Annotated in this window: 15 protein-coding genes; 8 read left to right on the forward strand and 7 right to left on the reverse strand. The window is 72.9% G+C overall.

The window, feature by feature from the left end; genetic code table 11:
• From DKT69_RS27590 to DKT69_RS27600, 4 genes are all read left to right on the forward strand, one after another.
• Positions 1-1,690 (forward strand): nitrite/sulfite reductase (locus DKT69_RS27590; protein ID WP_109804403.1); only part of this gene is annotated, 1,690 nt, incomplete at its 5' end.
• Entirely contained in the window at positions 1,687-1,845 is a 159-nt protein-coding gene (locus DKT69_RS37935; protein ID WP_146231228.1) for an IS1 family transposase, read from the forward strand. The genes DKT69_RS27590 and DKT69_RS37935, both read left to right, overlap by 4 nt.
• A complete protein-coding gene (locus tag DKT69_RS27595; RefSeq protein WP_109804404.1) occupies positions 1,842-2,603 on the forward strand; it encodes a phosphoadenylyl-sulfate reductase in 762 nt (253 codons plus the stop codon). The genes DKT69_RS37935 and DKT69_RS27595 overlap by 4 nt, the downstream gene beginning before the upstream one ends.
• Positions 2,585-3,481, forward strand: coding sequence for a sirohydrochlorin chelatase (locus tag DKT69_RS27600; RefSeq protein WP_109804405.1), 897 nt, complete (start codon positions 2,585-2,587; stop codon positions 3,479-3,481). The genes DKT69_RS27595 and DKT69_RS27600 overlap by 19 nt, the downstream gene beginning before the upstream one ends.
• Here the strand turns inward: DKT69_RS27600 and DKT69_RS27605 are convergent.
• On the reverse strand, positions 3,435-3,692 hold the full coding sequence (locus DKT69_RS27605; RefSeq protein ID WP_089012725.1) for a WhiB family transcriptional regulator: 258 nt from the start codon (positions 3,690-3,692) through the stop codon (positions 3,435-3,437). The genes DKT69_RS27600 and DKT69_RS27605 overlap by 47 nt on opposite strands.
• A 446-nt stretch (positions 3,693-4,138) precedes the next feature.
• The gene (locus DKT69_RS27610) at positions 4,139-5,089 is read right to left on the reverse strand and encodes a diacylglycerol/lipid kinase family protein (protein ID WP_109804406.1); all 951 of its coding nucleotides are present in this window, start codon (positions 5,087-5,089) and stop codon (positions 4,139-4,141) included.
• A gap of 43 nt (positions 5,090-5,132) precedes the next feature.
• Here DKT69_RS27610 and DKT69_RS27615 point away from each other — a divergent pair, with 43 nt between their 5' ends.
• A complete protein-coding gene (locus DKT69_RS27615) occupies positions 5,133-5,522 on the forward strand; it encodes a hypothetical protein (RefSeq protein WP_109804407.1) in 390 nt (129 codons plus the stop codon).
• 43 nt (positions 5,523-5,565) lie between these two features.
• Here the strand turns inward: DKT69_RS27615 and DKT69_RS27620 are convergent, their stop codons facing one another.
• The 3 genes from DKT69_RS27620 to sodN all read right to left on the reverse strand — a co-directional run bounded on the left by DKT69_RS27620 (position 5,566) and on the right by sodN (position 6,985).
• Positions 5,566-5,973 (reverse strand): ATP-binding protein, encoded by a 408-nt coding sequence (locus DKT69_RS27620; RefSeq protein WP_109804408.1) that lies wholly within the window; start codon positions 5,971-5,973, stop codon positions 5,566-5,568.
• 32 nt (positions 5,974-6,005) lie between these two features.
• A complete protein-coding gene (locus DKT69_RS27625; protein WP_109804413.1) occupies positions 6,006-6,515 on the reverse strand; it encodes a GNAT family N-acetyltransferase in 510 nt (169 codons plus the stop codon).
• 65 nt (positions 6,516-6,580) lie between these two features.
• The gene (gene sodN / locus DKT69_RS27630; protein WP_109804409.1) at positions 6,581-6,985 is read right to left on the reverse strand and encodes a superoxide dismutase, Ni; all 405 of its coding nucleotides are present in this window, start codon (positions 6,983-6,985) and stop codon (positions 6,581-6,583) included.
• An 84-nt stretch (positions 6,986-7,069) separates the two neighbouring features.
• Between sodN and DKT69_RS27635 the strand changes: the two genes are divergently transcribed.
• The 3 genes from DKT69_RS27635 to DKT69_RS27645 all read left to right on the forward strand — a co-directional run bounded on the left by DKT69_RS27635 (position 7,070) and on the right by DKT69_RS27645 (position 9,782).
• Positions 7,070-7,420, forward strand: coding sequence for a S24/S26 family peptidase (locus DKT69_RS27635; RefSeq protein ID WP_109804410.1), 351 nt, complete (start codon positions 7,070-7,072; stop codon positions 7,418-7,420).
• Between the two features lie 140 nt (positions 7,421-7,560).
• A complete protein-coding gene (locus DKT69_RS27640; RefSeq protein ID WP_109804411.1) occupies positions 7,561-8,736 on the forward strand; it encodes an NAD(P)-dependent malic enzyme in 1,176 nt (391 codons plus the stop codon).
• An 83-nt stretch (positions 8,737-8,819) separates the two neighbouring features.
• Positions 8,820-9,782, forward strand: coding sequence for a zinc-binding dehydrogenase (locus DKT69_RS27645; protein WP_201749891.1), 963 nt, complete (start codon positions 8,820-8,822; stop codon positions 9,780-9,782).
• 23 nt (positions 9,783-9,805) lie between these two features.
• Here the strand turns inward: DKT69_RS27645 and DKT69_RS27650 are convergent, their stop codons facing one another.
• Together DKT69_RS27650 and DKT69_RS27655 are read right to left on the reverse strand one after the other, a co-directional pair.
• Positions 9,806-10,771, reverse strand: a complete 966-nt coding sequence (locus DKT69_RS27650) for an alpha/beta hydrolase family protein (protein ID WP_109804412.1) — start codon at positions 10,769-10,771, stop codon at positions 9,806-9,808.
• An 85-nt stretch (positions 10,772-10,856) separates the two neighbouring features.
• Positions 10,857-11,012, reverse strand: a complete 156-nt coding sequence (locus tag DKT69_RS27655; RefSeq protein WP_236648393.1) for a hypothetical protein — start codon at positions 11,010-11,012, stop codon at positions 10,857-10,859.
• Positions 11,013-11,061 lie beyond the last annotated feature (49 nt).

The following is an 11,061-nucleotide window of genomic DNA, read 5'->3' on the forward strand; positions in this document are numbered from 1 at the left end:
CCGGCCCGAGACCCCGGCGGCCCCCGCCGCCCGGGCCGCCCGCCGTCCGCGCGGGGAGGGGCAGTGGGCGCTCGGTCACCGCGAGCCGCTCAACGCCAACGAGCGGATCAAGAAGGACGACGACCCGCTGAACGTCCGGGCCCGGATCGAGACCATCTACGCCCACCGGGGCTTCGCCTCCATCGACCCGCAGGACCTGCGCGGCCGGTTCCGCTGGTGGGGCCTCTACACCCAGCGCAAGGCCGGCATCGACGGCGGCCGTACGGCGGTGCTGGAGCCGCACGAGCTGGAGGACGAGTTCTTCATGCTCCGGGTCCGGGTCGACGGCGGCCAGCTGACCCTGGCCCAGCTCCGGGTCATCGCCGGCATCTCCCGGGAGTTCGCCCGGGACACCGCCGACATCACCGACCGGCAGAACGTCCAGTTCCACTGGATCCGGGTCGAGGACATGCCGGAGATCTGGCGCCGGCTGGAGGCGGTCGGCCTGCAGACCACCGAGGCGTGCGGCGACTGCCCGCGCATCGTGCTCGGCAGCCCGGTCGCCGGGGTGGCGGAGGCCGAGCTGGTCGACCCGACCCCGGCGATCGACGAGATCGTGAGCCGGTACGTCGGCGACAAGCAGTTCTCCAACCTGCCCCGCAAGTTCAAGACCTCGATCTCCTGGCTGGTCGACACCCCGTACGAGGCGAACGACGTCGCCTTCCTCGGCGTGGACCACCCGGAGCACGGCCCCGGTTTCGACGTCTGGGTCGGCGGCGGCCTGTCCACCAACCCGATGCTGGCCAAGCGGCTCGGCGTGTGGGTGCCGCTGGCCGAGGTGCCGGACGTCTGGGCCGGCGTGGTCGGCATCTTCCGCGACTACGGCTACCGCCGGCTGCGCAACCGGGCCCGGCTGAAGTTCCTGGTCGCCGACTGGGGCGTGGCGAAGTTCCGCGAGGTGCTGGAGAAGGAGTACCTGGGCCGGACCCTGCTGGACGGCCCGGCGCCGGAGCTGCCGAGCAAGCCGGTCGACCACATCGGCGTGCACCGGCAGCGCGACGGGCGGCACTACGTGGGGGCCGCCCCGGTGGTCGGGCGGGTCTCCGGCGGGCAGCTCGCCGAGCTGGCCGACGTGGTCGAGGCGCACGGCAGCGACCGGGTTCGGCTCACCCCGTACCAGAAGCTGCTGGTCCTTGACGTGGCGCCGGAGCGGACGGAGTCGCTGGTCGCGGCGCTGCGCCGGATCGGCCTGGAGGCCCGGCCGTCGGCCTGGCGGCGCGGCACCATGGCCTGCACGGGGATCGAGTTCTGCAAGCTGGCCATCGTCGAGACGAAGGCCCGCGGCGAGGAGCTGGTGGCCCAGCTGGAGGAGCGGCTGCGCGACTTCGACGCCGACATCTCCATCCACCTCAACGGCTGCCCGAACGCCTGTGCCCGGACCCAGGTCGCCGACATCGGGCTGAAGGGCCAGCTGGTGGTCGGGCCGGACGGCCGCCAGGTGGAGGGCTTCCAGGTGCACCTGGGCGGTGGCCTCGGCATGGCCGAGGGGCAGACCGCCGGCTTCGGCCGCAAGCTGCGCGGCCTGAAGACCACCGCCGAGGAGCTTCCGGAGTACGTGGAACGGCTGGCCCGCCGCTACCTGGCCGGCCGGATCGAGGGTGAGACGTTCGCCAACTGGGTGATCAGGGTCGACGAGGAGGAGTTGCGATGAGTGACGCCCGTTCCGCGCCTCTCTACTGCCCGTACTGCGGTGAGGAGGACCTGCGGCCGAGCGAGGCCGGGCACGGCGCCTGGGAGTGCCACGCCTGCGCCCGGGTCTTCACCGTGAAGTTCACCGGCCTGCTCGGCAGGGCGGTGGCCCGATGAGTCTGGTCTCCGCCACCAACCTGGGCCTGGTCGGCGTCGGCGGCCCGGCACCGGCCGACCCGCGGCGCCGCGACCCGGAGGAGCTGCGCGCGCTGGCCGAGTCGGCCGGGCGGGAGCTGGAGGGTGCTCCGGCGCTGGAGATCGCCCGTTGGGCCGCCGAGACCTTCGGCGACCGCTTCTGCGTGACCAGCTCGATGGCGGACGGGGTGCTCGCGCACCTGGTCTCCCGGGTCGCGCCCGGGGTGGACGTGGTCTTCCTGGACACCGGGCTGCACTTCCCGGAGACGCTGCGGGTCCGCGACGAGGTGGCCCGCCGGCTGCCGGTGAACGTCCGCTCGATCCGTCCCCGGATGACCGTCGGGCAGCAGGACGGCCAGTACGGCCCCCGGCTGTTCAACCGGTCCCCGGACGACTGCTGCCAGCTGCGCAAGGTCGAGCCGCTGGAGCGGGCCCTGACCGGGTACGACGCCTGGGCCGCGGGGCTGCGGCGGGACGAGTCCCCGACCCGGGCGAACACGCCGGTGGTGACCTTCGACGCCCGGCGCGGCAAGGTCAAGGTGAACCCGATCGCGACCTGGACCCAGCGCGACGTGGACGCCTACATCTCCCGCTACGACATCCCCGTCAACGAGCTGCTCAGCCGCGGCTACGGCTCGATCGGCTGCTGGCCCTGCACCCGGCGCACGAAGGCGGGGGAGGACCCACGGGCCGGCCGGTGGGCCATGTTCGAGAAGACCGAGTGCGGCCTGCACGTGTGACCTCGGCGGGCGCCGGGGCGGCCGTCGGGTCCGCCCCGGTGGTCCTGGTCGCGCACGGCAGTCGCGATCCGCGCGCCGCCGAGGCGACCCGTGCGCTGGCCCGGGCCGTCGAGGCGGCCCGTCCCGGGACGACGGTGCTGCCGAGCTGGCTGGACCACACCGAGCCCGGGCCGACCGGCGTGCTGCGTGAGCTCGCCGCGGCGGGACATCCCCGGGCGGTGCTGGTCCCGCTGCTGCTGACCGCCGCCTACCACCGGAAGGTCGACATCCCGGCGGCGGTCGCCGCCGCGCGGGAGCCGGGGCCGCCGATGGACGTCCGGATCACCGACGTGCTGGGACCGGCGGACGGGGTGGTGGACGCCGCGCTGCTGACCGGGCTGCGGCGACGGCTGGCCGAGGTCGAGCCCGGACCGGTGGACGCCCTGGTGCTGGCCGCGGCGGGCACCCGGGACGCGCGGGCGCGTGGCTCGGTGGGCCGGGTGGCGGCGGCCCTCGGGGCGCGGCTGGGGGTGCCCTGCCGGGTGTCGTACGCCTCGGCGGCGTCCCCGGCGGCCGGCGTCGCGGTGGCGAAGTTGCGCGCGGCGGGCGCCCGGCGGGTCGCGGTGGCCGTCTACTTCCTGGCTCCGGGCCTGTTCCACGACGCGGTGCTGGCGGCGGCCCGGCACGCCGGCGCGACGGCGGTGGCCGCCCCGCTCACCGACGCCCCCGACCTCGCCGATCTGGTGCTTCGTCGGGTCGACGCCACGTGGTCGACGAGTCGCGCCGCCGGACCCGAACAGCACAACGCCCCGGCGGGTGACCCTGCCGGGGCGTTCAGCTTGTGCGGTGTGGTCAGGCGGAGTGAGCGCGCAGCACCCGGAGACCGCCGCGGCGCTTGACCGCACGGCGCTCCTCTTCGCTCATCCCGCCCCAGACGCCGGCATCCTGACCGGACTCGAGCGCCCACTTCAGGCACTCGTCGGTCACGGAGCAGCGCCGGCAGACGGCCTTGGCCTGCTCGACCTGCAGGAGAGCCGGACCGGACGTCCCGATCGGGAAGAACAGCTCCGGGTCCTCGTCGCGGCAGACAGCATGGTGACGCCAGTCCATGGCGGCAACACTCCTCATTCTGGATGGGTGGCAGATATCGCTTCGTGCTTTTCCTATATGCATCCGCATTGCCGATTGGTGACGGTCAGCGTCCATCAATTCGGCACTGCGTGAGCAGGCTGCGGGCCCCTGGACCTGCTGGAACAGCTCAACCTGCCGAGCATATCCAGGCAATGTCCCGGTAACTCAAGTTCGCTTGTGAATACTTTCACGAACTGCTGCGATGTCAAGGGTGCCACTCGGAAAAACTCCGAGCAGTGAGCGAGCTCACCACCCTTTTGTCCGGGTTTCAGAGCGCTCTGGTTACCCGGCGTGCCACAGTCGAGGATCAATATAGTACAGTGCGCGTGACATTGCTGACATTTCCGGCACCTGCCCCTCGGGTGTGGCGGTCACCGCGCGGCTGGCGGTGGGCGACCGCGTCAACCGACGGGAGTACCCGAGACCTAGCAGATTACTCTCAGTGCGGCCGGAACGGATGTGAATCTAACTTTCTCCCGCTCTCCCAGGTAGTCCCCGTCGAGCTGAAAAGCCTGGGGACGGGCCGAGAGCAGGGTGAACTCCGCCACGTCGTGCAGCCGTAGCACCTGACGGCCGCGCGGATCGGGCTTCCGGGAGAAGGACTGGGTCACGATCCGTGCCGTACTGGCGACCCGGAGCTGACGCATCGCCAGCACGTCCAGGCCGAGGTCGAACGAGGCGTCCGGGTTCGGGTTGATCTCGCGCTCGCCCAGATACGTCCACGGTGCGGTGTTCTGGATGATGACGGTCGCCAGCTCGGCCTCGGGCTGCTCGCCGGGGCGTTCCAGGCTGATCGCCGGGTGCCGGCGGTCGGAGCCGAAGAAGTACTGGCCGAGGGTCGACCGCACATAGAGCCCGGGCGAGGAGACCCGTCCCTTCCGCCGGGCCCGCTCGACCCGGTGGATCACCGCGGCGTCGACGCCGAAGCCGGCGCAGAACGTGAAGTACCGGTCGTCCGCCCGGCCCAGGCCGATCGTCCGGGAGCGGCCCAGGCGCAGCCCCTCCAGGATCATGCTGGTCCCCTCCGGCCATTCCCGGGGCAGCCCCAGCGCCCGGGCGAAGACGTTCGTCGAGCCGCCGGGGACGGTGGCCAGGGCGGGCAGCCGCTCCGCCGGCGTGTCGCCGGTCCGGAACGTCGGCGGCTCGGCCGCCATCAGGCCGTTCACCACCTCGTTGACCGTGCCGTCGCCACCCAGCGTGACCACCAGGTCGACGCCCTCCTCGGCGGCCTCCCGGGCCAGGTCCATGGCGTGACCCCGTCGGCGGGTGTACCGCACCGACAGGTCGACTTCGCTGCGCAGCGCCCGGACCAGCACGTCCCGGCTGCGTTCGCTGGTGGTGGTGGCCTTCGGATTGACCACCAGGACGGCCCGCATGGGCGGCACTGTACCGCGCCTACCGGCGGGTATCGTGTCGCGCGTGACCATCGACTCCGAGCCGATCCCCGACACGCTCCGTTGGGCGGTACGCCTGCTGCGCGCCGAGGCGGTGGCGCTCGGCCTGGTCGCGGTCTGGCTGATCTGGTCCGACCTCACCGCCACCACGACCCACCTCACCTCGGCGTTGCTGGTCACGGCGTTCGCGCTCGCCGGCGCGGTGGCGCTCTGGGCCCTCGGCGGCGCGTTGGGCCGCCGGAAGAGCGGCGCCCGGGCCCCGGCCATCGTGCTTCAGCTCATGCTGCTGCCGATCGGCTGGTACATGATCCAGGGCGGGCTGGGCTGGCTGGGCCTGCCGCTGATGGCCCTTGGCCTGGGCGTCACCGGCCTGCTGGTCAGCCCGCCGACCAACCGGGCGCTCGGCTTCCAGTGACCCGGCCGCTCACACCCCCTCGGGGGCGGTGCGGGACGCGCGGTCAGTAGCCGGAGGCCCGGCGGGTGAGCAGCGAGATGGTGGCCCGGCCGTCGGCCGCCTTCGCGGCCGCCGACGTGGTCAGCGCGGTGAGCACCTTCCAGGCGAAGGACGACTCGGACGGGAGCGTGGCGCCCCGGACGGTCGGCACGGTCACCTCGACGGTCAGCGCGTCGTCGGTGACCGTGAAGCGGCACTCCAGTTCGGCGTTCCGGGTGGCGATGGCGAGCAGCATGGCGCACGCCTCGTCCACCGCGATGCGCAGATCCTCGATCTCGTCGAGGGCGAACTGGAGCCGGGCCGCGAGACCTGCCGTGGCGGTACGGAGCACACCGAGGTAACTGCCGTCGGCGGGCACGGTGAGGTGCACCACGTCGTCGTCGGTCGTCGGCTGGCCGGTCAGTTGAGTCACGCCTCATCCCCCCGGTGCGGGACTCTACCCGGTCAGGTGTGCGACTGCGGGGGCACGGCCGTGGCCTGCGCCGCGAGGCCGTGCAGCGCCGGGCCGGCCAGCCGGTACGGCACCCACTCGTCCATCTGCACCGCCCCGATGGACGCGTAGAAGCCGGCCGCCGGATTCCACTTGATCATCCACCACTCGAGCCGGCGGTAGCCCCGTTCGACGCAGATCGCGGCGAGGGTGGCGAGCAGCAGCCGCCCCGCCCCGGTGCCCCGGGCGGCCGGGCGGACGTAGAGGTCCTCCAGGTAGATGCCGTGCACACCTTCCCAGGTGGAGAAGTTGAGGAACCAGAGCGCGAAGCCGAGCGGAGTGTCCCGGTCGTCCACCGCGACGTGGCCGAAGAGCGCCGGCGCCGGGCTACGACTGCTCCAGCTCGGCGCGTCTGACGCCGCGCCGCGACCTGGAGCAGTCGCGAACAGGGCGGCGGTCAACTGCTCGGCGGTCAGGTGGCACTGCTCGGGGGCGCGCTCGTACTCGGCGAGTTCGTGCACCATCGCGACGACGGCCGGCACGTCCTCGGGACGCGCCGGCCGGATCGTCGGTGCCTGGGCGGCCAGGGTCACGCCTTCTTGGTCTCCCAGAAGATCTTGGAGATCTCGTCGATCTTCTGCAGCAGCTTGTCGGCCACGGCCGGGTCCACGCTGCCCTTGGCGCCGCTGCCGCCGGCGAGCTTGGTGGCCTCGTTGAAGAGCGTGTGCAGGTTCGGGTACTTCTCGAAGTGCTCCGGCTTGAAGTAGTCGGTCCACAGCACCCAGAGGTGGTGCTTGACCAGCTCGGCCCGCTGCTCCTTGATGATGATGGCGCGGGTGCGGTACTCCGGGTCGGTGTTCGCCTGGTACTTCTCGGAGATCTTCTTGACCGACTCGGCTTCGATCCGGGCCTGCGCCGGGTCGTACACGCCACACGGCAGGTCGCAGTGCGCGCTGGCGGTCACACGGGGCGAAAGGATGCGGGGAAGGCGCATCAGGGTCCTCCATGGGATGTTTGCGATGATCCAAGCCGACATTACTCCTGGACATGCTCCCCGGCGGGCGGGAGGTGAAACCCGATGCGCCCCACAGGCGACTCCGCCGCGCCCGAGCTGCGCGGCCCGTTGGTGACCGTCCTGGTCACCGGCCCCTCCATGGTCCCGACGCTGCGGCACGGGGACTCGGTACTGGTACGCACGGGCGGTCGGGCCGTGCGTGCCGGCGACGTGGTGATCGCGGTCTTCCGCAGCCGCCCCGACCTGCTGGTCGTCAAGCGCGCGGTCCGTCCGCAGGACGGCGGTTGGTGGTTACGCGGCGACAACGACCTGGTCGCCGACGACTCCCGGGCGTACGGGGTGGCCGACGTCCGGGGCCGGGTGGTGGCCCGGTACTGGCCCCGGCCGGGCCGGGTGGGCCGCCGGCGGATATGACCCCGCTCACATCGGCGCTCCGCGTGCGCCACTATGCTCGGAAAGTGCCCGGGTGACCCCCTGCACCGCCCGCCCCGCTCGCCGCTGACCTCGCGCCCGAGCCGGCTGGTCCGTCTGCTCGACAGATCCTGGAGTCACCAATGTCTTCGTCCACCGTGGACCCCGCTGATCCCGTCTTCCGGCTGCACGTCGGCGGCAAGATGGCCGTCGCCTCGACGGTGCCGCTCACCAGCCGGGAGGACCTCTCCCTCGCGTACACCCCCGGGGTGGCCCGGGTGTGCGAGGCGATCGCCGCCGACCCCGCCCTCGCCGACGACTACACCTGGGTGTCGCACACCGTCGCCGTGGTCACCGACGGTTCCGCCGTACTCGGCCTGGGCAACATCGGCCCGCGCGCGGCGCTGCCGGTGATGGAGGGCAAGGCGGTGCTGTTCAAGCAGTTCGCCGGCGTGGACGCGGTGCCGATCTGCCTGGACACCCAGGACGTGGACGAGATCGTGGCGACGGTGAAGGCGATCGCCCCGTCGTTCGGCGGGATCAACCTGGAGGACATCAGCGCGCCGCGCTGCTTCGAGGTGGAACGCCGGCTCGACGAGGCGCTGCCGATCCCGGTCTTCCACGACGACCAGCACGGCACCGCGATCGTGGTGCTGGCCGCGCTGCGCAACGCCGCCGCCCTGCTCAACCGGAAGCTCGGCGACCTGCGGGTGGCGGTCAGCGGCGCCGGCGCGGCCGGGGTGGCGGTGACCAAGATGCTGATCGCCGGGGGAGTGAACCCGGACCAGGTCGTGGTCTGCGACTCCAAGGGGATCATCGGCCGGCACCGCGAGCTGACCGGGACCAAGGCGGAGCTGGCGGAGATCACGAACGCCGAGGGCCGCCAGGGGGACATCACCGAGGCGCTGCGCGGCGCGGACGTCCTGGTCGGCGTCTCCGGCGGGCAGATCCCCGAGGCGGCGGTGGCCGGGATGGCGCCCGGTGGCATCGTCTTCGCGCTGGCCAACCCCACCCCCGAGGTGCACCCGGAGGTGGCCGCCCGGCACGTGGCGGTGGTCGCCACCGGGCGCAGCGACTACCCGAACCAGATCAACAACGTGCTCGCCTTCCCCGGCGTGTTCCGGGGCGCGCTGGACGCCCGGGCCACCCGGATCACCGAGGGGATGAAGGTGGCCGCCGCCGACGCGATCGCCGGTGTGGTCGCCGAGTCGCTGACCGCCGAGGCGATCGTGCCCTCCCCGCTGGACCCGCGGGTCGCCCCCGCGGTCGCCGAGGCGGTGGCCGAGGCGGCCCGCCGCGACGGGGTCGCCCGCCGCTGAGCGGCACCGAGCCGTACCGGGAGCCCTTTCTATCGCCTTTTGGTGGGAAGGGCCCCTTCTTAACGGGCGCTCAGCTTGTTACCGTGCCGATCATGCGTGCCGCCTTTGCTTCTAGCTTCGACGCCGACAACCCGCTCGCCGCGCTCAGCGTCGGCGACCGCCCCGAGCCGACCCACCCGCAGGACGACTGGATCACCGTGCAGGTGCGGGCCAGCTCGCTCAACCACCACGACCTCTGGTCGCTGCGCGGGGTGGGGCTCGGCCCGGACCAGCTGCCGATGATCCTCGGCTGCGACGCGGTCGGCACCGACCCGGACGGCAACGAGGTGGTCATCTACCCGGTGGTGCCCACCCCCGGCGACCCCCGCGGCGTGTCCATCCTCTCCGAGCACTTCGCCGGCACCTTCGCCGAGCGGGTGGCCGTACCCCGGATGAACCTGCTGCCACTGCCCACCGGCCTGGCGGCGACCGACGCGGCGTGCCTGCCCACGGCCTGGCTGACCGCGTGGCGGATGCTCACCACCAGGGGCCGGGTCGACGAGGGCGAGTCGGTGCTGGTCCAGGGGGCGGGCGGCGGCGTGGCCACCGCGGCCGTCGCGCTCGGCGTCGCGCTCGGCAAGCGGGTGTACGCCACCAGCCGGGACGCCGCCAAGCGGGAGCGGATCACCGAACTGGGGGCGACCGCGCTGGAACCCGGCGCCCGGCTGCCCGAGCGGGTCGACGTGGTGATCGAGACGGTCGGCGCGGCGACCTTCGACCACTCCCTGAAGTCGGCCGCGCCGATGGCCCGGATCGTCGTCTCCGGCGCCACCGCCGGGTACGAGCCCAAGGTCAACCTGCGTCGGGTCTTCGCCATGCAGCTGGAGATCCTGGGCACCTCGATGGGCACCCCGGACGAGCTGACCGAGCTGCTCGCGTTCTGCGCCGAGCACGAGGTGCGCCCGGTGGTCGACAGCGTGGTGCCGTTCGGCCGGATCGAGGAAGCCTTCGCCCGCCTCGCCTCCGGCGAGGTCTTCGGCAAGGTCGTCGTCGACCACACCGCCTGAGCCGCCCCGCCCCCGGCGGCCGCTCAGAGGTGGTCGTCGAGGGTGGCCAGGTCGCCGCGGGTGGCGTCGGTGGGGAGGCGGTCCTTGGCCTCCGCGTCGCCGTAGAGGGTCCAGCGGAGGAACTCGACGGTGGTGTCGGAGACCACCCGCAGCGCCTTGCCGTCGGTGAGCAGGGCCCGGCCGTGGTCGCCCTTCGGCAGGCTGAGCATGGCCTTCGGCCAGGGCACCGCGTCGTACACCGCCTTGCCGGCGGCGTAGTTCACCACCTCGTCCGCCTCGCCGTGCACGAAGAGCTGCGGCGCGGCGGCGCCGGCGAAGGCGGTGCCCACCCCGAGCGCCGTCCCGGCGAAGACGATTCCGGCGTCGAGCCGCTCGTCGCGGCCGGCGGTGAAGAGCCCGATCGTGGTCACCCCGCCGGCGCTGTGCCCGGCCGCGGCCACCCGCTCGGCGTCCAGCCGCCCGCGCAGCGGATCGTCGGCCTTCGTGTCGAGGGCGAGCACCTGGGTCAGCGCGTACGACACGTCGGCCGGCTGGTTCAGCACGTCGAGCACGTTGCCGTCGCCGCCCGTGCCGGTGTGCGGGAACCGCGGCGCGGCCACCACGAAACCCGCCGCCGCCCAGCGGCTCAGCAGCAGCTGGTAGTCCTCCGGGCGGGCGCCCAGGCCGTGGCTGAACATGACCACCGGGAACCGGCCGGTCGCGGCCGGCGCCGAGCGCTCCGGCGTGCCGCCGGCCGCCCCCAGGGCCGGGTACCAGAGGGTCACCGGCAGGGGCCGGTCGCCGTCCCGGTTCAGCTTCAGCTGTCGTACGCCGACCGCGAAGGTCTCGGTGGGCGCGTGCCCGGCGGGCACCCGTGGTGCCGGGGTGGTCGCCTTCGGCGGGGCGGTCGGCACGCTGCGCACGGCCGGTGCGGCACCGTTCGAGCAGCCGGCCAGGCCCACGGTGAGCAGGGCGGCGGCGACCAGGACGGAGGTACGGCGACGGGACATGAAGACGATTGTGCCTCGCGCCGCCGGATCGCCGGCCCGACATCGAACGGAGCGTGACCGATCGTCCGGTGCCTGAGCTGTCGTCTCAGCTGCCCGCCCGGCCGAGGAGGCCGGCCCGAAGGCGGGCGACGTCGGCGGCGTCCTTGGCCCGCCGGGGCCGGCCGGGCATCCAGACCGGGAACATCTCCTTGAACTCGATCTGCGCCGCCACGCTGATCACGGGTGCGGTGCGAGCGTCCATCGATAACCGGTGGGGGCTAGTCGGGGAGGGCGCGGGTGGTGAGCGCGGT

The sequence above is a fragment of the Micromonospora sicca genome (genome assembly GCF_003172935.1).
GTDB classification, from domain to species: domain Bacteria; phylum Actinomycetota; class Actinomycetes; order Mycobacteriales; family Micromonosporaceae; genus Micromonospora; species Micromonospora sicca.

What these genes read in the sequence shown, in the direction of transcription:
- DKT69_RS37935 (WP_146231228.1), top strand. Translation starts at nt 1,687, where the DNA reads ATGAGTGACGCCCGTTCCGCGCCTCTCTACTGCCCGTACTGCGGTGAG.
- DKT69_RS27595 (WP_109804404.1), top strand. Translation starts at nt 1,842, where the DNA reads ATGAGTCTGGTCTCCGCCACCAACCTGGGCCTGGTCGGCGTCGGCGGC.
- DKT69_RS27605 (WP_089012725.1), bottom strand. Translation starts at nt 3,692, where the DNA reads ATGGACTGGCGTCACCATGCTGTCTGCCGCGACGAGGACCCGGAGCTG.
- DKT69_RS27610 (WP_109804406.1), bottom strand. Translation starts at nt 5,089, where the DNA reads ATGCGGGCCGTCCTGGTGGTCAATCCGAAGGCCACCACCACCAGCGAA.
- DKT69_RS27625 (WP_109804413.1), bottom strand. Translation starts at nt 6,515, where the DNA reads ATGGTGCACGAACTCGCCGAGTACGAGCGCGCCCCCGAGCAGTGCCAC.
- sodN (WP_109804409.1), bottom strand. Translation starts at nt 6,985, where the DNA reads ATGCGCCTTCCCCGCATCCTTTCGCCCCGTGTGACCGCCAGCGCGCAC.
- DKT69_RS27635 (WP_109804410.1), top strand. Translation starts at nt 7,070, where the DNA reads ATGCGCCCCACAGGCGACTCCGCCGCGCCCGAGCTGCGCGGCCCGTTG.
- DKT69_RS27640 (WP_109804411.1), top strand. Translation starts at nt 7,561, where the DNA reads ATGTCTTCGTCCACCGTGGACCCCGCTGATCCCGTCTTCCGGCTGCAC.
- DKT69_RS27650 (WP_109804412.1), bottom strand. Translation starts at nt 10,771, where the DNA reads ATGTCCCGTCGCCGTACCTCCGTCCTGGTCGCCGCCGCCCTGCTCACC.
- DKT69_RS27655 (WP_236648393.1), bottom strand. Translation starts at nt 11,012, where the DNA reads ATGGACGCTCGCACCGCACCCGTGATCAGCGTGGCGGCGCAGATCGAG.